Source organism: Maribellus mangrovi, assembly GCF_037646455.1.
GTDB lineage: Bacteria > Bacteroidota > Bacteroidia > Bacteroidales > Prolixibacteraceae > Draconibacterium > Draconibacterium mangrovi_A.
Genome location: NZ_JBBIXN010000007.1, coordinates 79,451 through 105,948 on the forward strand (window position 1 = coordinate 79,451; position 26,498 = coordinate 105,948).

Below are 26,498 nucleotides of genomic sequence, written 5' to 3' on the forward strand. Positions count from 1 at the left end.
ATGATCGCGATCGTTCAGGAATGGCTCCTTGGTAATAAAACAGAGGTACTGGGGGCCATTCTTGGTGTTTTATACATTTATTTTTCCATCAAACAAAATATACTTACCTGGCCCACAGGATTGCTCACTTCAGCATTGTATGTTGTTGTTTTCTTTCAAGCCAAACTTTATGCCGACATGGGCTTGCAGGCGTACTACGTCGTAATAAGCATTTACGGCTGGTATTTTTGGCTGAAAGGGAAAAAGCCACAAGAGAAGGAGCAGGTTCCTGTTCGAGTGAGTTCCAGAAAGTTAAAATACTTATTAATTGCAGCCTCAGTTGTTTTATACGTTCTAATTCTATTTATTTTGGTGAATTACACTGATTCCGACGTGCCACACATGGATGCCATGACAACTGCACTAAGCATTGTAGCGACCTGGATGCTGGCTAAAAAATACATTGGCCACTGGCTAATCTGGATTTATGTTGATGCAGTTTCTGCCGGTCTGTATGTTTACAAAGGTCTTTGGCCAACAGTAATCTTATTTGTAATTTACACCGTTATGGCCGTTCTGGGTTACCTGGAATGGAAAAAAGATTTAAACCGACATTGAATCACCAATCCAAAATAGTAGCCATTACAGGAGCTGAGTCGACAGGAAAAAGCTCGCTTGCACAAGCGCTTGCAAAACACTACGATGTACCTTTCGAGCCTGAATTTGCTCGCGACTACATTCTGGAACTCAACAGGCCATACTCATTTGAGGATGTTGAATTCATTGCCAGGAAGCAGGTTGAACGCTTCAATTTAAAGAAGAACTCATCTCATCCCGTAGTTTTTCTCGATACCTGGTTGCTTATAACCAAAATCTGGTTTAAAGTGGTTTACAACCAAATTCCGGATTGGATTGAACAAGAAATACAAAACGCAAAAATCGACCTGTTTCTGGTGTGCGATACAGATCTACCCTGGGTAGCCGATGCGGTACGTGAAAATGGTGGAGAGAATCGCAAGAAGCTGCAAAAAAAATACATAGAAGAGATTGAATACCATCATTTTCGGCATGTGATTATCCGGGGGAGTGGACAAGAACGCGTTGATAATGCCATCACAGAAGTGGACCGCTTGATTAAATAAATCAACAAAAAACAATTTATTTCGTTCTAACACTAAATTGTCGAGCTTTTGTATTTAGCTTTGCTACATAGATTACAATTATGACCACAAATAATTTTGATACACGAATAGTCAGTACCATAGAAGAGTTAAGTAATCCGGAATCTTATAAGCTTGTATGCCATGAACATTTAAAGGGAGAACCTTTACCATCGAACAAAAATATAGCCCGGATCATTGAACTGGTCCGCGAGATACTTTTCCCCGGATATTTTGCCAATACCACCTTACGCGAAGGAACAACCAAGCATTATATGGGTGTTTATGTCGATGAACTTTGCACTTTGCTCAGCGGAGAAATTCTGGCTGGTATGTGTTTCGAATGTGAAGATGATACCACCAACAAGATCTCCAAACATACAGCCCGAGCCGAAGAAAAAACTGTTGAATTGGTGGAATTTCTACCGGAATTAAGGAGTTTACTGGTGAAGGATGTTGAGGCTACTTTTATAAATGATCCTGCGGCAAAAAACTTTGGTGAAGTCATTTTTAGCTATCCGGGGATTCGTGCGATCACCAACTACCGACTTGCTCATAAGTTATTACAGTTACAGGTGCCTCTTATTCCGCGAATCATTGCGGAAATGGCGCACAGCGAAACGGGTATCGATATCCATCCAAGGGCACAAATCGGAGAAAGTTTTACCATCGACCATGGTACCGGAGTCGTCATTGGTTCGACTTGTATTCTTGGGAATAATGTAAAAATCTATCAGGGAGTAACTCTGGGTGCTAAAAGTTTTCCTGTTGATGAAAACGGAAATCCGATCAAAGGTATCCCGCGACATCCAATTGTGGAGGACGATGTTGTAATCTACGCCGGAGCAACAATCCTGGGTCGTGTTACCATTGGAAAAGGCTCTGTTATTGGCGGTAATGTCTGGGTAACAAAAGATCTTCCGGCAAATTCATTTGTAGTCCAGAAACGAGCCAAAGATCTGCCATACACCGACGGTGCAGGCATATAATTTTAATTTCACTTATTTTGAAGGATTTTCAACTAATCGCAAAAACTCTGGCCGGACTTGAAGATGTTCTGGCGAAAGAGGTAAAAAAACTTGGAGGAAAAAATGTTCGTCGTGGAAAACGTGCCGTTTTTTACGAAGGTGATCTTGAACTTGTTTATCGGTCGAATTACCACCTGCGAACCGCACTTCGCATTTTAAAGGAAATAGAACGTTTCCAGTTTAAAAATGTCGACCAGTTTTATTTGAAGTGTAAAAATATCAACTGGTCAAAACATTTAACACTTGAGCAAAATTTCAGAATCGACAGTGTGGTGGTTAATTCCCGCGATTTTCGGAACTCCATGTTTGCTTCCCTAAAAGTAAAAGATGCAATCGCCGATTACTTTCGCGAAAAAACAGGTAAGCGACCAAATGTAGATACCGATCAACCGGATATCATTATCAACGTTCATATATTTAATAATAATTGCACGCTTTCGATCGATAGTTCAGGCGAGTCGCTCCACAAACGAGGATATCGTGTAAAGCAGGGAGATGCACCGCTTAGTGAGGTTCTTGCTGCTGGAATGATTCTACTGGCTGGTTGGTATGGCAATTCCGACTTTATGGATCCGATGTGTGGTTCGGGAACATTGGCCATTGAAGCAGCGATGATCGCACAAAACATTCCGCCTGCGAAATTCCGTAAAGAATTTGCTTTCCAAAACTGGAACGACTACGATCAATTGTTATGGGATAAAATAACCGAGCCTTCTCCGAAAAGAGAATTCCGGCATACCATTTATGCTTCTGATATTTCGGGGAGCAATTTATTAAATGCACAAACCAATGCACGCAGAGCAATGGTATTTAATAAGATCAAATTTCAAAAATCAGATTTTAAGGATTTGGAATCGGAGTTCGAAAACGGCACCATTATTACCAATCCTCCTTATGGAGAAAGGCTGCGTCCGGATGATATCAATGGATTGTATCAAATGATTGGAGATAAACTCAAGAAAGATTTCGCAGGCAGTGAAGCCTGGATCCTTAGTTCATCTATTGATAGTATGAAGTACTTTGGATTAAAACCAGATTCAAAACTGGAATTAATGAATGGCGCACTAAATTGCACTTATAATAAATATGAACTATTTAGGGGAAAGAGAAAAATTAGATGAGGTTGCCACTAAAAACACCAAAAGGGAATTAAAACGCGTCCCGTCTTAACCCCCTGTACTAACAACTTAATTGGTTCTGTATATAGGCTTGTTCTTTAATTTTCTTCCAAGTCAAAAACGTCTCTGGGACGAGATTTAGGTTTTGAATCTACTCCACCTTTTACAGTGTTCATTTCTTCGTTTGATAAAACGTCAAAACCTAAGCTTTTGAAAGTATTTTCTGTTGTTTGTCCCTGTACCCTTTTCATCGTAATATAGATTGATTTGTTAAACTTTATAAATACACATTCACTTATATATTCTAAAAAGAGCAAAAAGGTAACCCCCTATTTTTGAAAAAAATTAAAAAACTTCTATTTTGGTATCGAAAATCACTCATCCTAATGAAAAAAACAGGGAAACTTTACCCATTACTTTTTCTTACTTTTCTCCCTGCATTTCTTTTTTCTCAAACGAACGAAGTTGAATTGTATAAACAAAAGGCAGCAGAAGTCTATTCTATTGGAAGAGACTTATCCTTCGAAGGAAATCATGTAGAAGCTCTTGACTCATTTAAACTTTTTTTAAATTTTCGTAAAAAAGCCTATGGTGAAAATGATTATATGTTAGGAGCGGCCTATTCCGCTATTGGAATTAGCTATTTTAACCTTGGTGAAATAGATAAAGCTTTGGAGTTTTATGAACTAGCAGAACAAAGTTATTACCTGAGGGATAAACCAAGTTTAGGTTCATTAGCAGCTTTGTATCGAAATATTGGCAATGTCTATAGAGCAAAATTAGATTATAACATGGCATTAGAATACTCTATGCAAGCGTTAACATATAGGCTCCAAGAAAATCAAGATGATAAATATTATATATATGAAGCTTATTACGGTATTGCTGAAGTCTATTATCTTATGAATAATTATAAGAAATCTTTGGAAATTCTTATGACTAATTATGAAGAAACCGATGATTTCAATAAGATTTATTTTTCTGAGCTTATTGCTATTATATACCAGGAAATTGACGAATACGACAAAGCTGATCAGTATTACACCAACACAATTAATCTAATGATTGATTATTTTGGCTCGGAAGATATGCAACTTGCCATTGAATACCTAAACTATGCTGAATTCTATGCTGAAATAAAAGACTTTGATAATGGAATAGCAGCATTGCGCAAAGCATATGAAATTATTTCAAATAATCAGTCGAATAAAGGCATTGAGCTAAGTTCATATTATGAATACATGGGTGATTTATACCGAAATAAACAAATAGAAAGCCCTAATATCTCCATTTTCAGAATCAGGAAGAAGCAGAATTTAAATGATGCTATCAAATGGTACAACAAAAGTCTACAGGCCCTTTATACGGAAGATTTTGAACTCCAATTAGAAAATTTATCGATTGACAATTGCTTATCTTTTAATGAAGCCATTGTTCTACTCAAAACCATGGCCGACACTTACAATGAAATGGCTTTGTTGGATAAAGAAGAAAAAACTGCGTTCTACACTGCATCGTTGGATAAAGCCTTGCGTTATTATAAAGTAATTGGTAATTTAATTCAACGCGCAAGAATGGAGATTTCGAGCGATGAAAGCAAGATCCAACTGGCTACATTGGAGTATGAAACGTTTACCAAAACCATTGAAACGGCATACCTGGCCTATGAAGTCAGCCACGATGACAAGTACCTCAGTCTGGCGTTCTTAAACTCGGAGCAAATAAAAAGCAGTGCTGTTTTTGATAAGATCTCAAACGATCTGGCACAGGAAAACAGCCTTATTCCAGACAGTTTGCTCGAATTGGAGAGCAAGCTTAACAACACCATATCCATTTATAACGAAAAAATATTTCAGGAAAATAGTTACGATGATGCGGATTCGGCACTGCTGCAGGAATATAACGACAAGATCTTTGAGGCCACTCGTCAGCGCGATGAATTAAATCGTTTTCTGGAATCGGAATACCCCGATTATTATGACCTGAAATATTCGAAGTCGATGCTAACTATTGATGACGCCAGGAATAGGATGGATAAGAAAGATGCGATACTGGAGTTTGTATTTAGCGAAAACGACTCTATAAATGAGCTATTTACTTTCCTCATCACAAAAGACAAAAAATACTTTTTACGACAACCGATCAATAAAGAAAAAGAGGCTTCGCTTGAATACGTGTACAATTTTATGAGCACAAAAAACTACCTGCTTACACAAAATGAGGATTCAAAAGCATTTTGCAGTGCGGCCTATCAAAGTTATTTACTCCTGATTGCTCCTTTCGAAAACGACCTCATCAATAAAAATTTAACCGTTGTCCCTGATGGCAAACTCAATTACATCGCATTTGACGGACTGATAAAAACCATGCCGGACACCAGTGGCTTTATCGACTTTTCGAAATTGGATTACCTTGTACGTCATTTAAATGTGAATTATGCCAATTCCGTTAATATCTTATTAAAGTACAACAGCAGTAACAGAAATATAAAAAATAAGGTACTGGCTTTCGCGCCTGAATACAACAATGAAAAGTTCGAGCTATCAAATGCAACGTATACGCTTTTACCGCTGCCCGGTGTTCAGGATGAGGTTATGGCAATTGCGGAAACTGTAAGTACCGATATTTACCAGGGTGCAGCAGCAACGGAAGAATGTTTCAGATCCGCCAGTCAAAACCATGAAATACTTCATCTAGCCATGCACGCGTACATTAACGATTCGCTGCCTGCCTATTCCAGACTTGCCTTCTCCCCTGTTAGTGGAGAGAAAGATCTGCAAAAGGACGGATGGCTCAACACGGCGGATATCTATAACCTTAATTTGCACAACGTGCGCTTAACGGTACTAAGTGCCTGTAATACAGGCGTTGGAAGAATGCAAAAAGGTGAAGGCTTAATGAGTCTGGCTCGCGGATTTCTGTATGCCGGTTGTCCTTCCATCATTATGTCGTTGTGGGAAGTAGAAGACAATGCCGGTACGCAAATAATGACTTCCTTCTACAAGTACCTGAAAAGTGGAAAAACAAAAGACGAAGCGCTGCGACTTGCCAAAATCGATTATCTCGACAATGCCAATTCGCGTTTGGCACACCCTCATTACTGGATGAGTTTTAAAACCATCGGCGACCCATCGCCTATTTACACCAGTAACGACATTTACTTTTTTGGTCTCTTAATTCTACTAATAGTTGCATTTGCTATCGATCAGGTTATGCGCATGAAAAAAGCCCTTCGCAAGCAACGGGCTTCGTGAATGTGTATAAAAAATCAATCTATTTTTTCTTTTGAATGTGTATCTTTTTGTTGATGAATCAGTCTAATGAAAAGGTGAATGTGTATTTATAAACTGATCAATCTATATGTCCATATTCTTCTACTATTTCAGATTAAACCTTAATTTTCTTAGAATCGCCTTCGCATCTTTCTCGTAATAACCTTTTCGGTCGATCACTGCAAGAAGTTCTTGCTTGGCTTCCTCTTTCCTGTTCAACTTCACATAGCATAAAGCCTTATACCATTGAGCTTCGTCCACGAAAAGGCTATTTCCATGTTCCAGTACTTTTGAGTACTCCTGAATGGCTTTGTCCATTTTATTCAGATTCTGATAACTCACCCCTCTGTAGAACTGAGCCACAAAAGCTTCATTTGAGTTGTCCGGAACCTTATTCAGCATTTCAATGGTTGAATTGTAATCGGACTGCTGGAAGTACATCCGTCCCTGTTGCAGATTATCCATGTTGCTTTCAGCTGAACGTTCAGACGCCCATGTAGGCGTTTCAAAGTAATTATTGTAGGTTCTGTCGACCGATTGCACATTGTTGAATAACAAGCCTGATAGACCTACCAGAACGATGATCATCGCCACACTGTTTCTCCAGAATCGGGTTGAATTCAACTTGAACTGCGGCATAACGATCGATTTTACTTCTTTCTTATCTGCTTCACTCTGTGCATCCTGTAATCCGGCTCTAAGCGATTGTATATCTTTTTCGCCTATGGCATTGTTAATCTGCTCGCGAAGAGCCACTTCAGCCATCAGGTCGGTATTCTCTTTCAACTCTGCACTAAATTCTTCAAGCAGATCTTCTTCGAGCAATCCATCGATAAAGTCCTCGATACTCTTTTCGCTGACGTTCCACGAAGTTTCGGTTTCCATGATGTTGCGCATTTCATCCCGCAACTTCATGATGTCCACTTCTCCTACAGCATCTTCAATATCTTTATGCATGCTTACTTCTTCAAGCAAAGCACTGTTTTGTTTCATTTCTACTTCAAATTCCGCCAGGATTTCATCGCCCATTTCACCGTTCAGATAGGCGTCGATGTCCTCGGCTGAGTACTGAGGCTCAACTGATTTGGCCACTTGTTGAAGCGTATCGCGAAGATTCAGAATGTCTTTTTCCATGATGGCTTCTTCCAGACCATCGAGACCTTCCATATCGAAACCATTTAATTCCTCTTCTTCGTTTCCGTTCACTTCAGCACCATTCTGCTGCTCTTCGTAGAAACGGTGTACGTTTTCGTTTGAAGTTTTTTCATGCTGATACACATGAACTTTAGGTAGCGATTCAAAGCTGTTGATGAGTTCCTCAAATGTGAGTTCTTCTTTCAACTCTTCAATTTCATCCAGCTCGTCGAGCAATGCGAACTCGCTTTCTTTCGTCTGGGTTACTACGTTTTCGTGGTAAATTTCTTCGAGGGTTCCTTTGAGGTCGTTAACATCCGACTCCAGCACCGCGGCCTGGATGTCTTTATGAAGTTGTACTTCTTCTCTTAACTCTTCGTTGGTGGTTAACTCTCGTTCAAATTCTTGTTTTTCTTTTGCGTCCAGTAAATTGAGACAGTAGTCATCAATGCGTCCAAAAAATTCTGCTTTAGGTGTCATCTTCAAGTATCTTTTTAAATTCTGTATCTTGTTTAATGCGCTTGATAAGCAGTTCCTTACATTTATATTTTCGGGTTTTTGCGTATTTTTCTGTTTTGTATCCCATGATTTTAGCTATTTCTTTTAATGAAACTTTCTCGAAAAACAGTTGTAACAACTTCTGGCAATCAGAACTTAGGGTTTTAAAATGCTTCTGGTACAATCCGTATTTTTCGTTTTTGTCAACAATTTCTACCAAGTTGTCGTCATAAAGATCTTCCTGATAGGGTAACGAATCGTTCAGTCTTTCTCTCTCTATTCGCCGTTTCTCGAGCTGCTTTAACCATAAAAATCTGCAAACCGAAAATAAATAACCTTGAAAAGAACTCTTTTCGAAAATTAAATCGTTTTCTTTTAATTTTCTATAAATTACGATGATTGCTTCCTGAAATATATCACTCGCGTCATCTTCATTTCCCTGGTTTTTCTTAATGAAATAATTTACTTTATAATAGTACTGTTTGTATATGTACTGTAAAATTAAATTATCGTGTCTTAAGATTCCTTTCAGGATCTGCGCATCCGTATAATTTATCATCTTCTATTATATTATTCGATTAATTGGGAAAAGGTAACCCTCTATTTAAAATTATTCTATCCACAACTTTATTAACAAACGAGCTCAAATAAGTCAATTTAGCTTATTATTAATACGTTACATTAATTGCTAAAGATAGAAATTATATTCACAAGATGAAAAAATCTGAAAATAATTTGGGGAGGACTATAAAGACAAAAAGGACGGGTTCAACAACCCATCCTTTTCTCATTAAACTAACTAACCTAACTAAACCTAAACTTATGAAAATAAACGTACTGCAAAGATAAGCGTGCGTTGGTGATGACACAAAGAAAAGTTGTTAAATCATGTTAAAGAAAAAATTAATTTAACATGAAGTGTTACTGAGCTACGAAAGTGTAATGAATTGTACCCTTCTGGGGCGATGGAGCATTTTCATCCGCGTTAAACAAGGTGCGTGAAGCGGCCTCCTGAGCATATAAAAATATTTGTTTGTCGCGAATCGACTTATCATCTCTTGGCTGTGCATCAATTACTTGTCCACTTCGGCCTACCTTAATATCCACAATCACCGTTCCTCCTTCCTGCGCCAGGTAAACAGGCACGGGCATCCGAATGTGGTAGCGGTTATCGAGGTAATATTTAATGTTGCTTTCGCCGGCATAAATTACATTCTTTATGGAATCGCGATCCATGCCCTCAGTGGTTTCCACAGGCATTTCAATATCGCTTAAGTCGGTGACTTCTTTCGACAAATTATTTGAAACACTCGATCGCAACTGACGGGCAGCTTCAAGCTCCTTCATGTATTCGTTATCAAAAAATTCGTCCGTTGATGATGTGGTATTTTCGGTGGCGCGCTGATTTGAAGCCACATTACTTTGTTGATTTGATTGCACAGGGGCAGCTTCACTTTGTTCCACTTCTTCGGCCTGCTGCTCCTCTTCCGGCAATTCCGGTTCTGGCAAAATATCCGGAAATTCGATAATAAATGGTTCTTCTTTTACATCCCCTTTTATATCTATATCGGCCAATAAAAAGGTTAGAAACAATAGAATATGAAACACCAGTGTGCCCATCACTCCATAAATGTTTCGCTTGTATATTTTGTACCAGTATCGCACTTCACAAAAGTAAAAAATAAAGTGTACTTAAAGCGGCATTCAGTCAGTGAACACTGCGAATATTAGTATTTGTTATAGCTTTCGGTCTTTCAATAATTTGATAAAAAAAGTGCCGACTAAATTTAGCCGACACTTATTAATCGTTATAATCTGAATTTTATTTTGTTGCCACCAAGATCCCACGAAAATAACCAATGGACTCGGCAATCCCCAGAAAAGGATCTTTCATGTCTCTTTCATGTTCCAGGCTGATTACACCGGTATAATTAACTTTACGCATCATTTTAACCAATGCAGGAAAATCGATAATACCACGACCAACTTCTACTGAGTAACCAAGTTTTGTAGTCCCGGTTACATCTTTCAGGTGCATATCGAAAATGCGGGTGTGGTACTTTTTAAGGTCAGCAACCGGATCCTTTCCGTTGCGGGTATCGTGACCAATGTCGAGGCAAATCCCAATTCTTGGATCCAGGTCTTTTGTATGCTCCCATACAACATCAGCATCCTGGTAAATCTCCTGATCAGGGCCATGCAAATGGATGGCATATTTAAAATCGTATTCCTTTACCTTCCGATCAACATAAGGCAGTAGATCGTAATTCGGCACTCCAATAATAAGTTTAACGCCTACCCTTTTGGCGTAGTTGAAATATTTATCGATATCCTCTTTCGATCTCATGTAAAGTGGCCCTACGGCATAACCTTCAACACCGTACTCGGCACATTTCTTATGAAAAGCTTTAATTTCTGCAGCGGTGCTTTCAACCGGCAGGTGAAAGTCTTTGATGCACAAATAATGTACATCGCATCGTTGCATGGTTTTTAATGTGGTCTCCAAATCGAAATTAACAAAGGTCCAACCGGCCATTCCAAGTTTGAACGACTCCCTTGTTTCGGGTGCAGGTTGAGGATCAGGTCGTTTTGTATCCTGTGCATAAGAATAAGAAAAAACGAAAAGGGTTAGTAGAATAAAGACAATTTTTTTCATGTTGAGCATATTGGTTTTTAATCACGGCAAAGGTAACAAATATGTGCGCCCGATTAGGTCCGGATTGCCTGAAATTAAAAGCCTCATTCTAACTAAATATGACTTTCTTCTTCAGAAAATAAGGCCGGAAATTTTATTTGGCCGTCTTTTTTTGTTGCATAACATCTTCGGAAACAAGAAAGACAACCGGCTTACCAGATAATGGATTGGTCCGGGTAATAACAACGGTCTTGTACACTTCCTCAATGTCTTTGTAGTTCAATACATCAGAAGGCATTCCCTTTTTGCGCATCCGTCCATTATCCATCATAATCAGCGAATCACAATATTCTCCGGCCAGGTTTAAATCATGAATGATCATCAAGATCGTCAACTTTAATTCGTGGCTGAGCCGGCGAATAAGATTGAGGATCTGCACCTGGTGCGAGATATCGAGATGTGAAGTGGGTTCATCGAGCAGTAGAAGTTGTGGTTCCTGAGTTAGTGCCCGCGCAATTCCAGCAAGTTGTTGTTCTCCGCCACTCAGCGCGTTCATGAATTTGTCCCTTAAACGATCAACTCCCGTTAACTTCATATACTTTTCAGCAACGGCCACATCCTCATCATTCTCGAAAAACTGGAATTGATTTCGATAAGGCATGCGACCCATCAAAACATAATCCTCTACCGTCATGGCACCGGCTTCAATAACCTGGGTAACAATGGCGACATTCTGAGCGCGTTTTTTGATGCTCATTTTTTGTATGGATTCGCCATTAAGAACTGTCCTTCCTTTTAAGGGTTGCAGTTCGGCGGTAATCCCTTTGAAAAGTGTCGTTTTTCCTGAACCATTCGGACCGATAATTCCCACAAAATCGCCTTTTGGAATTTCAAGGTCGATATCTTCCACCACAAATTTGCCCGGATAACCACATGAAAACTTTTCTATTTTAAAAAACGACTCCATTCAAATCAAATTAGTTGCACCAATCAATTCAGTTTAAAATTAGAACGCGAACGACTCAGAATTACAATAAACACGACTCCACCGATCAGTCCGGTAATCACGCCAATTGGTAACTCATTGGGCGAAATAATGGTACGGGCCACTGTATCGCTAAGTACCAGGAAAATTGCTCCTCCAAGAAATGAACCGCCAAGTAAAACGCGATAATCGTTACCTGCTAAAAGGCGAATAAGATGTGGAATGACCAAACCAACAAATCCTATAACTCCGGCTATAGCAACAGCGATTCCTGTTAACAACGAGGCCAGAAAAAACAACAATCGAACGGTGAGCCCTGTGTTAATTCCAAGGTGCTTAGCTTTTGCCTGCCCCAGCCGCAATGCATTTAAAGGCTGCGCAAAAAAATAAGTAAAAACCAGTCCGAACAGCGAGGAGTACAAAGCAATTTTTATCAGCACATCATTGGGTTCATCCAACGATCCCATCACCCAAAAAACAATGCTCTGCACATTATCGGTGGTAGTAGTCGACATCAGGAACATCATGGCCGACGAAGAAACAAAACTTACCATTACCCCGATCAGCAACATGCTGTTGATGTTTAGTCCCTCGCGTTTGATGCTCAGAAAATAGACCAGGAAGAGTGTAACTACAGCTCCTGCAAAACCAAAAAGCGGCAATACTAAAAACGAAATGGTATTCAATCCAAAAACAATAGCTATTGAAACGCCAAGTGCAGCACCTCCTGAAATTCCTAAAGTATAGGGTTCAACCAATGGATTGCGGTAAATGCCCTGCAATATAGCACCCGACAAACTTAACCCGCCGCCAACAGCAATGGCCAGCAGCAAACGCGGGATCCTGATCTTTGTTAAAACAGCATATTCAACGCCGGTTTTTTGAGCAAGAATATTCATTAGGTCTGAAATTTTAAGGTCAATTTCGCCACTGGTTAAAGAAACCGCAACTGACAGAACCAGCAATAAAAGCAGGGAGAGCAGAAAGAACAACCATTTTATGTTTCGTTTTCTCATGAATCGGATTTTACCTGCAATGTTTTACTGACTGATAAACTTATAGACATCTTCGAGCGCACTCACAAAACTTGAAGGAGTTGGACTGCATGAGGTTTCAGAATCAATCAAAAATACCTTCTCATTTTTTACGGCCTCAATTCCCGAATAACTTTTCCAGACCTTCATTTCCTCTTCGCCAAATCCTCCCATAGTGGCAATAATAATTACATCGGGATCTTTCAGCAAGACACTCTCGCGCGTGATTGTTCCCTTCGTTAGTCCGGCAGCAATATTTTCACCATTGCAGATGGTGATGTAATCGTTCATAAAAGTATTATCGAGCACCGAAAAAACCGGATTGGCTCCCAGCTGAAAAAATATCTTATTGTGTTCCTGCTTTTGAGCAAGTTGTTTGATTTCGTGAACTCGTTGTTTAGCCAAAGACACCACTTTGTGCGCCTTTTCCGTTTCCCCAAGGATTTTAGCAATGTGGAGTGTTTGCCCGCAAATTTCCTCAAAATTTCGGGGCGATTCCATCAACTCGACTTTTATTCCCAGTTTTTCCATGGCAGCAACATCCTGCTGTTTGGTGAGTTTCATAGCCAGAACAATATCGGGCTGCAAAGCATACAAAGCCTCGATGTTTACCTCTACTGCATTTCCAACTACCGCTACGGTGTCTTCGTCGGCAACCTGACAGTAGCTGGTACATCCCACCAGTTTCTCCTGCGCATCGATCAAGTAAATGATCTCGGTGACTGACGGAGCCAGCGAAACCACCCGCTGAACTTTTTGAGCAAATGCACTCCAGTTTATCAATAAAAGAAGCAGTAAAACCTTGACACCTTTCGTGTTCATTCGTACTAAAATTAAATCCGGAAAGTGCAGAATCATCGGAATGATTCCCGAAACTCAATTCCCGGAGTTCGTTCATCAAAATTAAACTGATCGGCAGGTTTTCTGGCTTGCCTCGTTAACTGCTGCCTTCCCTTCCGTCGGTCGACGAAAAGTGGCGAAAGTTGCAGTCAAAATAGCGGAGGCTTACAGCTGCGGGTACAGCTCCCGACTTTAACGGGATTCCCTCTTAATGCTTACGCATCACCAATCGAAGACAAAGGTAGAAAAAACTTTGGCTGAACGGATTTTGATAAGCGCTTTGAATCGGATTAAGAGCAGTTTTATTGTTTCAGAATTTTTTTCAAGAATATTATTCGTTCTGTTTTATGATCCGGATACAGAGAAATCTAATAAATCAGCCTATAAATTTCAATATTCCTTGCAACCGGAAGATAATTCCGTGCTGCTTTATGGATATTCTCTAACTCTAAATATCAATTCCTTAGAGAACATCTATGATTCCTTACCGCTTAATAATAATTCCTTGCTGCTTAATAGATATTCTTTAACTCCGAACAATAATCCCCTATCTCTGAAGGCTGATTCCAGGTCGAAATCGTTCAAAACCGCTTCACAGCTTGTCGAATCAGAAAAACATATTTTTATCGCGGCCACCAAAGCTTATGCCGGCATCAATTCGGATCCGGTCGAGCAGATCGATCAAATCCTGACTGAGTTTCCAGGTCATTTTAGGGCTTTCGATTTACTTCTGATTGCATATTTATCCTTACCAGAAAAACTAATAGAAACGTATTCTCAAAATTAAAGGGTAATTATGTTTCTATTATTATGCCCCATTTGCCGTAAGCTCGATATTCTGGTTGAGCCGAAAGAAATTGGTAGGATCGTATTTGTTTTTCAGAGCGACTAAGCGCTCATAAGTTATAGGATCGTAAGCCGCTTTTACACGCGACCGGTCTTCATCGCCCATAAAATTGAGGTATTTTTGGCCGGTTGAATATGCTTGCATTGCCCGTGAGAAATTACGAGTCCAGGCAATATGTTTGTCTGCACTTTCCGGATCATTCCACTGCCCTATAACATTTAAAACGTAGGGTGCATTGCGATTTGTAAAGGCAGTTCTATTTTTATCAACACAATCGATCGCACCTCCCCAATGGTGCAGGTGTACGGCTGAAAAATGCGAAAGTTCTTTCATTTTAGTGGCCTGTTCAACCAACACATTTATAGTATCGTCGTTCAAATTCCCGAAGTATTCGGTTTTCCAGTAAGAGTGAATTCCGTTGGGCGCTGTGTCATCGAACATGGTTTGAAGTGCAAGATAAGGAACCGGTCCGACGTGTTCTATATCCGGCTTTGTTGCCGACCGAAGTGCCTCAATAACCTCCTCGCCTTGGCTTACAGGTCCGGTATAGCAGAGCGCCAATACAATCATTGGTGTTCCAACCAGTTCTTTCGGAATAAAAGGCTCAGGAGGCGCAGTAATAAAAGCGACCATCGTAGTAAGTTCGTCGGACATTTCAGGCGTCCAATCACGATAAAATCTTAGCAACTCGATTGCTTTCTCAGCAGTGTAAAAAAACGCTCCGCCAAAAACCATGTGACCAACATCGTGAAGTTGATAGCGAAATGAAGTGACGACACCAAAATTGCCACCACCACCGCGCACTCCCCAAAAAAGTTCGGCATTCTCTGAAGGACCGGCATTAATTTTTTGACCGTTTGCCAAAACCATATTCACTGAAAGCAGGTTATCTACGGCCAATCCATATTTTCGTACAAGCCATCCAAAACCACCACCTAGTGTGAAACCGGCAATTCCGGTTGTGCTCACCAGGCCCCCTGTTGTTGCCAGCTTATGTACTTGCGTTGCCTGGTCAAATTCGCCCCACGTCAGTCCGGGCTCGGCACGAGCAGTTCTGTTCACTGTATCAACTTCAATTTTTTTCATTGGAGACAAATCAATTACAATGCCTTCATCGCATGTGCCAAAACCAGCAACATTATGCCCGCCTCCACGCACCGCCACAAGTAGTTCCTGCGTCCGGGCAAAATTAACTGCCGCTATCACATCTGCCTCATCAGTACAACGAACAATAAGTGCAGGATGCTTATCTATCATTCCATTCCACACTTTTCGAACTTCATCATAATCTTCATCACCCGGCAGAATAAGCTGGCCGTGGATACTTTTCCTGAATTTATCTATTATTATTTGTTCCATTATGATATCCTCCTTAAATTATATTATATACAATTTGACGAATTACCCACACAGCGAAAACTAAAATGAAAGGTTTGAAATTCTTACCGTGCTTTTTGTCAAGAAGTATTAATCCTGTTAAAATCAAATAGACAATAATATATACCGAGTTATTAATTATCTTGGGCTGCATCCCCATTATAAATACTCCAAACCTTCCAATTGGTGGTCCCAAAAAACTAAATGCTGTTGCAATCATGTAACGCATGTGAATAGGTGTATATTTTTTATTATTAACGGCAAATGAATAAAAGAGTATTAACATTAATGTATTTGATATTACGCCATATGCACGAATTGGATTAGCAGACTTTAATATATTTAAAATCAGTAGAATAAAGGAAATAATCAATAAAGGAAAAAGTAAGTAGGTCGTTTTCCCTATCGTTTTATGGATCTTAAATTTCCCGTAACGGATTAAAAGCGGCTGTGCCACCAGGAGCAGGATCCAAAGTGTGGCCAATGTAGCATGAAGATGATGAAATATAGTAATCTTACCATTTGTCAGTGCTGTGAAACCTTCACTAAAATCAGATAAATGACTGAAATATGTTACATAGAATCCTGCAAGTACTGCAGGTATCAGAAGCAACATAAAATATCCTGTATTCTTATACGCTTTTTCCATCAAAAATTTACCGGTGTTATATTATCGGAAATTAAATTCACGGGTTGAGCTTATCTTCCCGTGAATTTTCAAGTGTGCAGATGGGCCACTAAAATCTTTTTCTATCAGTTAAGCTCCACCTTAAGAATCTCTCCGGTTGGCGGTCCAAAACCAGCATTTGAAATATAAAGTGCTCCATCAGGACCGAAAGTCATTCCTGTCGGGAAAAGAAGATGGTCAACAATTACGTCTCTCGAATCGTCATTGTTTACACGAACAACTCTGCCCGTTCCGGGTACCGGACCGTTATCTACTGCCGAAGTTTCAAGAACATACATTCTGTTTTGAGCATCAAATGCAACTCCCAAAATTCCTGTAAATCCGGTTGCCCATATTTTTGGAACACCATCCGGCGTTACTTTATAAATATTTGAGCTACCTTCTTCAAGGGGGAAGGTTCTCAAATTACCAACATAAAAATTCCCGTGATACGCAATTGCGGTAGGAACAATATGTCCATAATAAGCAGAAAAATCAATTAACCGGGAGACCTCTCCATCAGTCGATACTTTAAGCATTTCTCCGTGGTTTGCCTCAATAACATAAAAATCTCCTCGTAAATTAACCATACCGTAAGCAGATCCATCCGGTTCGAAATCTTCTTCTTCAGGATATGCAACAGGATTGGTTAGCAAATAGCTACTTAAATCGGCCACTACCGACCAGGATCCGTCATTATTTACCTTAATAACCGAACTTGGATAGTCTGGATTTCCGTGCGAACAACCTGCAACCAGTAAAGCATACAGTTGGTTCCCGATAAATGCGACATCAGCAATACCCATTGTAAAACCCAACCCATTGATATCCGAGGGCAATTCACTGGCCAAAACCGAAGCATCTCCTTGCGGAGAGAATTTTAGAATCGATGCAGTATTTCCTCCCAAATAAGGTCCTACCGGTGGAATAACCTGCTCACATAAACTTTCGGTAGAATTGTTTCCGCCGACACCTGCAGTGGCCACATAAAGGTACCCGTCAGGGCCGAATTTAAGTCCGCGAGGGTACATAATTTGTTCAGCAAAAGTTGAAACCGTCACATTTACATTACCTTTCTTGTCAATTGGAATTTTTCCATGTACTGAAGCATTCTTAAGTGTAGGATTATCAATTACACCTTCATCTTTGTTACACGAAATAAGAAAAGACAGGAAAAGGAGTAAGCTCACAAAGTAGAAAGTACTCTTGTTTTTCATTTTAACCTCCTTTTTAAATTTATAGATACCAGAATATCAATATCCTGGATTAGTTTTATTTTACTTTGGAATTATACCGGGGTAAATACTGTTCACTTTGAGAATTGAGGCTAATAAACCTTAATCTGAAGATCTTATACAGCCTATAATATTTACAAAGTTAAGAGATCGTAAGCGATGGAGTTTTTCTTAAAAGCTCAGTTTTTGTGCTCAGAGGATAAAATTGTCTTTTTTAAAATTTATTACACGATGGCAGCCTGGTCTTTTCGATACTGAAGAGGTGATAAACCAAATTTTTCTTTAAAAATCCGGCTGAAGTGTGAGCTGTTCTCGAAGCCGGAATCATATGCGATTTCAGAAATACTTTTTTTTGTGCTTTTTAACAAAGTCCCGGCATGCTCCAATCGTTTATTGGTTAGCCATTTACCGGGTGTTGTATGGTAATATTCCATAAAATCTCTTTTAAAAGCAGCCAAACTGCGACTTGAAATCCGGGCAAAATCTTTTAAGGTTAAATGGTAGGTGTAATTCTTTTCCATGACTTGCCAGATGGTGGTCTTTATATCGTCGCTGAGATGAAGAATATATGCTAACAATTGTTTATTGGAAGGATTGGACAGAATATCCAAAAGAAGTTCCTTAAATTTCAATTCAAGCAATTTTTCCGAAGGCGGCGTCTTTTGGGTGAAATACGGAAGCATGCTGTAAAAATAAGTCCGTGTTATTTCATTCAGTTCAATTTTAATAAACATATCGGTGGGTAACTCCGGCAAGTTTCCAATTCGCAAATTATCGATGAATTCATTTGCAAACTGTATGAGAAACTCATCCGGGATATGAAAAACCAGTACTTCCCAGCCTTCTGCATTGGTAACTTCCTGAACATAAGCCGTCTTGCGCTGAAAATAGGAAGTTTGGGGCGTAACTTTCCACGATTTTTCCCCCTGGTGCAAAATACGTTCACCTTTCAATGAAAATGTAAACTGGTTGTAATGATTGTATAACTGCTCAAATCTTTCTATCTGCGGACAATGGTAATGCACAAACAGTAAATCCCTTACAGATAACTGCTTAAAAGCATCCGGATGGTTTTTAATGTCTTCATAAGTATTAATCATTAACAGAAATTCTTTAGTAAAGAAAAAGTTAATGAAATGGATTAAGTCAAACAAATATTTATATTTTCAACGTCATCGTCTAAAACTCAGAAAATATATTCTTATCGCGGTCGCCAAAGAATATGCCGGCATCAATTCGGATTCGGTCGAGCAGATCGATCAAATCCTGACTGAGTTTCCAGGTCATTTTAGGGCTTTCGATCAGCGCCTGATCGAGGCATTCCATTACATGTTCAGCTTCGTACTGGTAGCCCCATCCTTCACGGTGTTGCTTCGGAAGTGTTTTGGGCTCCTCGCCTTCCTTCATAATAGTTATGTTGGTTGGCGTAAACCAGCGCGGATTCAGTATCAGGTATCCTTTTTCACACAAATATTCGGTTTGCGTTGGCGAATGTGCTGCAAAACTCGAGGTAAGGTTGGCCAGAGAACCATCGGCATATTTAAAGATGATATTGATGCTTTCTTCCGATCCGGTAGGGCTAAAGTCAGCAAAGGTTTTTACGGTTTTGGGGACACCTAGCGAAGTGAGTGCAGCGAATACCGGATAAATACCAATATCGAGCAGCGAACCGCCACCAAGTTCAACATTGTACAATCGCTTGTCTTCCAGAAAGGGAGCATTAAAGGCAAAATCGGAACGGACTATTTTTAGTTTTCCCAACTCGCCTGATTTCAGGATCTCCATTGCCTGCTGAAAACTAGGCTGGAACATGGTCCAGAAAGCTTCCATAAGAAAAGTGTTGTTGGCTTTTGCGGTATCGATCATTTCCGCCACCTCTTTCCCGTTCAGCGAAAAAGCCTTCTCGCATAAAACAGCTTTTTTATGGTTAAGGCAAAGCAAAGTGTGTTCGTGATGGTGCGAATGAGGTGTTGCTATGTAAACAACGTCTACTTCCGGATCGTTCACCATCTCGTCGTAACTGCCATAAGCTTTTTCAAAGCCCCATTCACCGGCAAAATCCTTTGCTCGTTGCAAATCGCGCGATGCCGCGGCATATAATTTTGCATTGGGCAATAATTTAAGATCGCTGATGAATTTGTGGGCGATTTTCCCGCAGCCCAGGACGGCCCAGTTGTATTTTTTCATTGTTGATGTCGATTAAATATTATTCTCCTGTGAAGGTAAAGAATTTATTGTGAGTTTGATATCAAGAGGAGGATTGAGTTTGAAAAGGTATGTGCCGTACTTTAGTGCGGCGATAACAAGCAGCAGCCTATCAATGATTTTTCTGGAATTTTGTATTCTGTATGATATAAAATTTCAGAAAAATCAAAATTGATGATATTATTTCATCGATCGTCGCACTAAAGTACGGCGCAAAAAGATAAATCTTCATGTGAATTTATATCACAGTTTGAAGCATTAATACCAGCCTTCGTTTTTATCGATCAGTTGATTGATGGTTTGAACGCTTGTGGCCGAACGCAATCCGTCTTCCGGCGTGTTCATGCAGTAATCAATGAGTTGCTTAACTGTTGTCGTTGCTACGTGCATCCGGGTGTCCGACGAACCATAATAAATAAATACTTCGTCGTTTTCGTTGCGTATCCAACCATTAGCGAACAGTACGTTCGACACATCGCCAATTCGCTCCTCCCCTTTGGGTGCCATAAAATAGCCACCGGGTTTTGCGATAACTTTCGAAGGATCTTCAAGATCGGTCATAAACATAAAGAGCACATAACGCAAACCCGCTGCACAACCTCGTACACCATGTGCCAGGTGCAACCAACCTTTTTCGGTTTTAATGGGTGCAGGCCCCTGACCGTTCTTGAGTTCTTTAATAGTGTGGTACACCTTCTCGTCAATAATGGTTTCTTGGGGTGCCTCAGCATTTGTAATGTCATCGACCAGTGCCCAGCCGATTCCGCCGCCACCGCCAACTTCAATAAAGCCATCCTGCGGACGGGTGTAAAATGCATATTTTCCATCCACAAACTCGGGGTGCAAAACCAGGTTTCGTTGTTGTCCGTGATGCGAAATAAAATCTGGTAAACGCTCCCAGTTCAACAGGTCTTTAGTTCGTGCAATACCGCCGCTTGCTGTTGCCTGTGAGGTATCTCCGTCAGGCGCGGTTTTATCTTTTCGTTCGGAACAGAAAACGCCATAAATCCAGCCGTCTTCGTGCTGAGTGAGTCGCATATCATAAACATTGGTTTCGGGATCTTCGGTTTCGGGCATCGTTATCGGGCGTTCCCAAAATCGCCAGTTGTCAATTCCATTCGGACTTTCAGCCACAGCAAAAAACGATTTTCGGTCCCAGCCTTCAGTACGTACCATCAGCAAATACCTTCCATCCAGGAAAATGGCACCGCTGTTGAAAGCAGCGTTCACTCCAATGCGTTGCATCAAATACGGATTCCTCTCGAAATTCATATCGTAACGCCAATGCAACGGCGCATGATCACCCGTTAAAATCGGACGTTTGTAACGGTAATAAATACCGTTGTATGCTTTGGTAACTTTTTTATTCGTTTTACCGATCAATTTTTCATGCTCCTTTTTCAACTGAGCAAGACGTTCTTCAAATTGTTCCAGAGTTGGTTTCATGTCTGCTGCTATTTTTCGGGTAATTTATCCCACCATGTTTTTTTCAGAATGAATAAACAAACGAGTGTAATTCCAATAGTGATCCAGATTGGAAGTGCGTCCTGTAAAACCACATAAATGGGCAATGCAACCAGTGCCGTTTGTGCTATGGTTCCGATCAACACATTGAACATGTCGCGTTTAAACATTTTATTGGGAACAAAATCAGGATCTTCAGCCAATACTTTATCACGGATCGGCCCCCAGAATCCCCAGGGATTTACTGTTCTATAGAATTCCTTGAGTGTTTCTTCATCGGTTGGCTTCGACAGCATGGTTCCCACTATTGCACCTGCCGCTGAAATAAGTAATAACCAAGGGAAGTAATACAAGTCGAGTGTTTCGGAGAAAACGTATGGAAAGATCAGCGCCGGTATCAAACCGAAAACCATTCCCCAGAAATACCCGTAACCGTTAAAACGCCACCAGTACCATTTCAGCACATTCGATACTACATAGCTACCATAAAGTGCCGACACGATCCACTGTAGTACGCTGTTCACATCCTGGGCAAAAACACCAAATATTATGCTGACGATCACCACCAGAATTCCGGTGAGGTAGTTCATGTTTTTAAGCTGACGGTTATCGGCTTCAGGTTTTATATAGCGCAAATAAATGTCGTTCACAATGTAGGCCTGGGCGGCATTTAAGGTTCCGGCAAAAGTGGAGTTAAAGGCGGCAAGCAATCCGGCAAGCAACAGCCCCATAAAACCTAGAGGGACAAACTCGGCAATGGCCGACGGCAAAATTTGTTCGAAATCGATCTGACCAGCTACCAGCAGATTTAACTCATCGTAATAAAGGATGGCCAAAACCGCAAAACCGGCAATCATAAAATAACGGATCGGCATTAACACTACCGACACAAAACCACTCATTTTTGCGGCTTCTTTGGGCGACTTGGTCGAAAGAATTTTTTGCATATCGTAGGTTGGCGCAGGTCCTGCCAAAGAAACCAGAACACCTTTAAAAACCATCATCATAAAAAAGATGGAAAAGAGCGAATATCCGTCGCTGGCAATTTTTGCATTTACTTCGTCAATAATTCCGGTCCAGTTCAAATCGTGCAGTTTCCAGCCAAAAAACGGCGATGCCCAACCTTCAGGGACATTCAGCGTCTCAACCGCCAGCGCTTTCATGGCCAGAACACCAATTAAAATGGCAGAAATGGTCATGATAATGTATTGCAGCACATCGGCCCAAACAATACTGGTCATCCCGCCTAAAACGGCATAAAACACGGCAAATAAGGTAAACGCAATTCCATAAATGTGCGGAACATATTGGAGCGGTACATTAAAAGGGATAAAAGGTGCCACAATGTCCCAGGGAATAAAAATCATAACGAATTTCCCGAGACCGATAAAACCATAAGCCAGATAACCAAGACACATAATAAGTGCAAAAACAACCACTACACCGTGAGAAAGATTACTGTCGCGCGAACGGCCAAAACGCGTGTTGATCCACTCGGCACCGGTAGTAACATTCGAACGGCGTAACCAGATACTCAAGAAAACCATTAAAAATATCTGGTTGAACACCGGCCACAGCCAGGGAATCCATATACTTTTCAGCCCGTAAACAAACAGCAAAGTAACCAGCCACATGGTACCAGAAATATCAAACATCCCGGAGGCATTCGACAGGCCAAGCATGTACCATGGCAGTTTGTTCCCTCCCAATAAATAATTCGATTTACTTTTTTGTGCTACTTTTTTGAGAACCAGTCCAATTACAACCGTAGCAATCAAATAGGCAAAAATGATAAGAATGTCTATCAGATTTAGTTTCATAGATCGTTGATTTGTCGTTATGATTTAGCAATTCATCCGGAGAGTTTTATTCCCCGAACTTTACGGACGTAATATTACAGAAAACATTGAACAGAAACAACAAAACACAGCTTTTATGTATTTTTTACAATAACATATTTGGCGTTCCAACATTTCTGCTTTTGCATTTGATTTCATTAAAAGTAAAGGTTGAAAACGTGTTCTGGTCTGTTTTTTATAATTTCGCCTAAAATTATTAAACAAATGAAGCAGTATTTCCTGTTCAGTATAATTGCGGTGTTAATTATTTTTAGCTCCTGCAATCCCCATAAACCAAAATACATGGCCAATAACGGATCGGTTTACGGAACGTACTACAACATCAAGTACCAAAGTCCGGATGGGAAAGACCTTCAAAATGAAATCGATGACGAATTCCGACGTTACACCCTCATTTTCTCGCACTACGAAAAAGAAGCAACCATTACAAAAATAAACCACAACATTGATGTGGTGCCGGAGTCGGAATTCACAAAATGTTTTTCCCGGGCTGAAGAGATCTCGATGCTTACGAACGGAGCGTTTGATATAACTGCTGGTCCGCTGATCAATGCCTGGGGATTCGGACCTGAAGACCGAAAAAAAATGACACCTGAAATAGTAGATTCACTCCAGACCTTTACCGGTTATACAAAGGTGAAATTGCAGGATGGAAAAATCGTTAAAGAGAACCCGGCCATGCAACTGAACATGAGTGCTATTGCCAAAGGCTACACCTGCGATTTGATCGGTGAATTTCTCGCAAAGAAAGGCTGTGAAAATTATATGATCGATATTGGCGGAGAAGTAGTGGCCAAAGGCAAAAACGATAAAGGCAAAGTTTGGACTATTGGTATTCGCGAACCTAATGAAGATCCATTTAGTACCGACTTAAATGCCGCCGTAATGCTGCCCGATCATGCGCTGGCAACTTCGGGCAATTACCTTAATTTTTACGAAGAAAATGGAAAAAAATATGCCCATACCATCGATCCAAAATCGGGTTACCCGGTGCAGCACAGCCTGCTCAGCGCTACAGTTCTGGCCGACGATTGTATGACCGCCGATGCTTTTGCCACATCATTTATGGTACTGGGAAAAGATAAGGGGATACAAATTGCGGAGAAAATCCCGGATATGGAGATCTATTTCATTTTTGCCGACGAAAACGGTGATAACCAGGTTTATATGTCGGAAGGATTCAAAAAGTATCTTATGAAGTAGGAAAGTGTTCAATGATCAGTCGTAGTCCGCAGAAAATCAGTTTTACAAATTAACAGTTTGTCAATTTTGTAAATGAAAAAAGCCGGTTACTTACCGGCCTTCATATTTTGTGCAAAAGTTGCATTCTTAAATTGTACCTCACGCCAGGCGTTGCGTTGTTCTATCTTGTCCTGTGTTTGTGCACAATGTACCTTCTGGCGTTTTAGGTGTTTGTTTCCACCAACGTGAGTGTTCACAAATTTTCCACCTTTCAGAAATACAATGCGTACAGCCATCCCAAAAATTCCGATAGCTACCAGTGCAACGGCCAATAATATCACTTTCAAAATTTCCATTTAAATCTCCTCCCTCCTTTAACGCTGCAAAATTATATTTTTCAATCAATTAATCCCTAAGAGAATAACTAATTTATCGATGATTTGTTGTGGTTGATCTAAAACTTTGGAGAAAGCCCGTAACTTTTCGTAATTTCAAATCACAAACAAAAAACAGTTCATCATGGAAAAACACATCAACATTGTAGCTTCCCTGCAAATTGGATTGAGCATTTTACGACTCATCATTGTAGGAATCATTTTTGCCGTCCTTCATTTTGTTGGCGATTTTAGTGGCGATCCCGATGCACGCGTTGTTTTAACCATTGTCGCAAACGTCATGATCGTGATTTGCACCATCTTGAGTCTGCCATCGATCATTGCCGGAATTGGACTCTTTAAACGAAAAGAATGGGCACGGATCTTAACGCTCATTATTTCGGTGCTCGAACTGATCAATTTCCCGATCGGAACTGCCGTTGGTGTATATTCCATTTGGGCACTTTCGCAAAACGAAACCGTTGAATTCTTTAAAAACGAATAAAATGAGAACGGCGCAACTACTTGTTTTAACCGGTTCACTATTACTACTTACTACTAACCTGTTTGCCCAGACTATTCAGCCCGACCTTCCCGGATCGGATGACAATAATGAATGGGTGGTCTACAACCGGGAGATAGTATCGGTAATGAAGGAGTTGGGTAAAATAGAAAGCATCGTAGTAAATGCGAATGAAGGTGACGGATTGGTCGTTTATCAAAACCTGGAATTTGAAAACGGAACGATAGAGGCTGATATAAAAGGGAAAGATGTATTGCAACGCAGTTTTCTTGGTATTGCTTTTCATATTCAGGATGAAAACATTTTTAATGCGACCTATTTCAGACCATTTAATTTTAAAAAACCGGAGCGTGCAGGGCATTCCGTCCAGTACATTAGTCACCCTGAATTCACATGGTTTAAACTTCGATCCGATTTCCCAGAACAATTTGAAAATCCGGTCACGCCGATCCCCGACCCAAATGATTGGTTCCATGCTAAAATAGAAGTTAGCTGGCCAAATGTGAAAGTTTTTGTTGAAGATGCGAAAGAACCATCGTTGAACGTAACGATGAAAAGCACTTTTCAAAAAGGCAAAGTTGGTTTTTGGGTAGGTAATGGTTCAGACGGAAATTTCAAGAATCTTACCATTGTAAAAAAGTAGAGAATTAATTTGATTGTATTTTTCCTGTTAAAAATTCAAACAATTCGTTTTAGCTTTAACTTTTGCTTTTAGAAGCTTTCCAATGATCCAATACGAAATAAATATCAGCGGACGAGTGCAGGGAGTTGGCTTTCGTTATTTTACACAAAAACAGGCGGCCATGCTCGACCTTTGCGGCTGGGTAAAAAATACTCCGGCCGGTGGTGTTCAGGTTATGGTTCAAGGTGAAAAAGCCGTGCTGGATACTTTTGTGGATTACCTGCGCATCGGTCCTCCCCCTTCGCGGGTATCCAAAGTAGCTGTTGCTGAAATGCCGGTTACAAGCAATTTTCCCGATTTCAAAGTGAAGTATTAAACTTTATTTCTTTCGTATAAATATCGTACTGGCATCCCCTAATTTATACTGTCGTGTTATAGAATTGGTATATTTACGGGAATC

Annotated in this window: 25 protein-coding genes and 1 riboswitch; of the genes, 9 read left to right on the forward strand and 16 right to left on the reverse strand. The window is 40.3% G+C overall.

Annotated features, from left to right (window positions below):
* From pnuC to WFY05_RS20360, 4 genes are all read left to right on the forward strand, one after another.
* A complete protein-coding gene (gene pnuC, locus WFY05_RS20345) occupies positions 1-597 on the forward strand; it encodes a nicotinamide riboside transporter PnuC (protein ID WP_340114774.1) in 597 nt (198 codons plus the stop codon).
* Positions 594-1,121 (forward strand): AAA family ATPase, encoded by a 528-nt coding sequence (locus WFY05_RS20350; protein ID WP_340114775.1) that lies wholly within the window; start codon positions 594-596, stop codon positions 1,119-1,121. Before pnuC ends, WFY05_RS20350 begins: the two co-directional genes overlap by 4 nt.
* A gap of 80 nt (positions 1,122-1,201) precedes the next feature.
* The gene (gene epsC, locus WFY05_RS20355) at positions 1,202-2,128 is read left to right on the forward strand and encodes a serine O-acetyltransferase EpsC (protein WP_340114776.1); all 927 of its coding nucleotides are present in this window, start codon (positions 1,202-1,204) and stop codon (positions 2,126-2,128) included.
* Positions 2,129-2,145: 17 nt separating this feature from the next.
* A complete protein-coding gene (locus WFY05_RS20360) occupies positions 2,146-3,288 on the forward strand; it encodes a THUMP domain-containing class I SAM-dependent RNA methyltransferase (protein WP_340114777.1) in 1,143 nt (380 codons plus the stop codon).
* A gap of 95 nt (positions 3,289-3,383) precedes the next feature.
* On the opposite strand, the gene WFY05_RS20365 is transcribed toward WFY05_RS20360, so the two are convergent.
* Positions 3,384-3,536, reverse strand: a complete 153-nt coding sequence (locus WFY05_RS20365; RefSeq protein ID WP_340114778.1) for a bacteriocin — start codon at positions 3,534-3,536, stop codon at positions 3,384-3,386.
* Positions 3,537-3,671: 135 nt separating this feature from the next.
* On the opposite strand from WFY05_RS20365, the gene WFY05_RS20370 reads away from it, so the two are divergent.
* Positions 3,672-6,539: a CHAT domain-containing protein gene (locus WFY05_RS20370; RefSeq protein ID WP_340114779.1), complete on the forward strand. Its 2,868-nt coding sequence runs from the start codon at positions 3,672-3,674 to the stop codon at positions 6,537-6,539.
* A 123-nt stretch (positions 6,540-6,662) separates the two neighbouring features.
* Here WFY05_RS20370 and WFY05_RS20375 read toward each other — a convergent pair whose 3' ends face one another.
* The 14 genes from WFY05_RS20375 to WFY05_RS20440 all read right to left on the reverse strand — a co-directional run bounded on the left by WFY05_RS20375 (position 6,663) and on the right by WFY05_RS20440 (position 23,298).
* Positions 6,663-8,171: a tetratricopeptide repeat protein gene (locus tag WFY05_RS20375; protein WP_340114780.1), complete on the reverse strand. Its 1,509-nt coding sequence runs from the start codon at positions 8,169-8,171 to the stop codon at positions 6,663-6,665.
* Positions 8,161-8,748: an RNA polymerase sigma factor gene (locus WFY05_RS20380; RefSeq protein ID WP_340114781.1), complete on the reverse strand. Its 588-nt coding sequence runs from the start codon at positions 8,746-8,748 to the stop codon at positions 8,161-8,163. The genes WFY05_RS20375 and WFY05_RS20380 overlap by 11 nt, the downstream gene beginning before the upstream one ends.
* A gap of 362 nt (positions 8,749-9,110) precedes the next feature.
* Positions 9,111-9,854, reverse strand: coding sequence for a hypothetical protein (locus WFY05_RS20385; RefSeq protein WP_340114782.1), 744 nt, complete (start codon positions 9,852-9,854; stop codon positions 9,111-9,113).
* Between the two features lie 157 nt (positions 9,855-10,011).
* Positions 10,012-10,845, reverse strand: a complete 834-nt coding sequence (locus WFY05_RS20390) for a sugar phosphate isomerase/epimerase family protein (RefSeq protein ID WP_340114783.1) — start codon at positions 10,843-10,845, stop codon at positions 10,012-10,014.
* A 133-nt stretch (positions 10,846-10,978) separates the two neighbouring features.
* Entirely contained in the window at positions 10,979-11,791 is an 813-nt protein-coding gene (locus tag WFY05_RS20395) for an ABC transporter ATP-binding protein (RefSeq protein ID WP_340114784.1), read from the reverse strand.
* Between the two features lie 23 nt (positions 11,792-11,814).
* The gene (locus WFY05_RS20400; RefSeq protein ID WP_340114785.1) at positions 11,815-12,825 is read right to left on the reverse strand and encodes a FecCD family ABC transporter permease; all 1,011 of its coding nucleotides are present in this window, start codon (positions 12,823-12,825) and stop codon (positions 11,815-11,817) included.
* A gap of 24 nt (positions 12,826-12,849) precedes the next feature.
* Positions 12,850-13,665 carry an ABC transporter substrate-binding protein gene (locus WFY05_RS20405; RefSeq protein WP_340114786.1) on the reverse strand — a complete coding sequence of 272 codons (816 nt, stop codon included), beginning with the start codon at positions 13,663-13,665 and terminating at the stop codon, positions 12,850-12,852.
* A 75-nt stretch (positions 13,666-13,740) separates the two neighbouring features.
* A riboswitch (cobalamin riboswitch) is annotated at positions 13,741-13,928 on the reverse strand.
* A gap of 563 nt (positions 13,929-14,491) precedes the next feature.
* Positions 14,492-15,889 carry an FAD-binding oxidoreductase gene (locus tag WFY05_RS20410; protein WP_340114787.1) on the reverse strand — a complete coding sequence of 466 codons (1,398 nt, stop codon included), beginning with the start codon at positions 15,887-15,889 and terminating at the stop codon, positions 14,492-14,494.
* A 13-nt stretch (positions 15,890-15,902) separates the two neighbouring features.
* Positions 15,903-16,556, reverse strand: coding sequence for a hypothetical protein (locus tag WFY05_RS20415; RefSeq protein ID WP_340114788.1), 654 nt, complete (start codon positions 16,554-16,556; stop codon positions 15,903-15,905).
* Between the two features lie 104 nt (positions 16,557-16,660).
* Positions 16,661-17,791 (reverse strand): ScyD/ScyE family protein, encoded by a 1,131-nt coding sequence (locus tag WFY05_RS20420; RefSeq protein WP_340114789.1) that lies wholly within the window; start codon positions 17,789-17,791, stop codon positions 16,661-16,663.
* A 242-nt stretch (positions 17,792-18,033) separates the two neighbouring features.
* Positions 18,034-18,909, reverse strand: a complete 876-nt coding sequence (locus WFY05_RS20425; RefSeq protein ID WP_340114790.1) for a helix-turn-helix domain-containing protein — start codon at positions 18,907-18,909, stop codon at positions 18,034-18,036.
* A gap of 79 nt (positions 18,910-18,988) precedes the next feature.
* The gene (locus tag WFY05_RS20430) at positions 18,989-19,996 is read right to left on the reverse strand and encodes a Gfo/Idh/MocA family protein (RefSeq protein WP_340114791.1); all 1,008 of its coding nucleotides are present in this window, start codon (positions 19,994-19,996) and stop codon (positions 18,989-18,991) included.
* 276 nt (positions 19,997-20,272) lie between these two features.
* Positions 20,273-21,460, reverse strand: coding sequence for a glycoside hydrolase family 130 protein (locus WFY05_RS20435; protein WP_340114792.1), 1,188 nt, complete (start codon positions 21,458-21,460; stop codon positions 20,273-20,275).
* Between the two features lie 8 nt (positions 21,461-21,468).
* Entirely contained in the window at positions 21,469-23,298 is a 1,830-nt protein-coding gene (locus tag WFY05_RS20440; protein WP_340114793.1) for a sodium:solute symporter family protein, read from the reverse strand.
* Between the two features lie 243 nt (positions 23,299-23,541).
* On the opposite strand from WFY05_RS20440, the gene WFY05_RS20445 reads away from it, so the two are divergent.
* Complete coding sequence (locus WFY05_RS20445; protein ID WP_340114794.1) at positions 23,542-24,540, forward strand: FAD:protein FMN transferase; 999 nt, start codon at positions 23,542-23,544, stop codon at positions 24,538-24,540.
* A gap of 86 nt (positions 24,541-24,626) precedes the next feature.
* Here WFY05_RS20445 and WFY05_RS20450 read toward each other — a convergent pair whose 3' ends face one another.
* Complete coding sequence (locus WFY05_RS20450) at positions 24,627-24,866, reverse strand: hypothetical protein (protein ID WP_340114795.1); 240 nt, start codon at positions 24,864-24,866, stop codon at positions 24,627-24,629.
* A gap of 172 nt (positions 24,867-25,038) precedes the next feature.
* On the opposite strand from WFY05_RS20450, the gene WFY05_RS20455 reads away from it, so the two are divergent.
* The 3 genes from WFY05_RS20455 (at position 25,039) to WFY05_RS20465 (ending at position 26,414) form a co-directional block, all read left to right on the forward strand.
* Positions 25,039-25,398, forward strand: coding sequence for a hypothetical protein (locus tag WFY05_RS20455; RefSeq protein WP_340114796.1), 360 nt, complete (start codon positions 25,039-25,041; stop codon positions 25,396-25,398).
* A 1-nt stretch (position 25,399) separates the two neighbouring features.
* On the forward strand, positions 25,400-26,059 hold the full coding sequence (locus WFY05_RS20460) for a hypothetical protein (protein WP_340114797.1): 660 nt from the start codon (positions 25,400-25,402) through the stop codon (positions 26,057-26,059).
* An 82-nt stretch (positions 26,060-26,141) separates the two neighbouring features.
* A complete protein-coding gene (locus WFY05_RS20465) occupies positions 26,142-26,414 on the forward strand; it encodes an acylphosphatase (RefSeq protein ID WP_340114798.1) in 273 nt (90 codons plus the stop codon).
* The last annotated feature ends 84 nt before the right edge of the window (positions 26,415-26,498 follow it).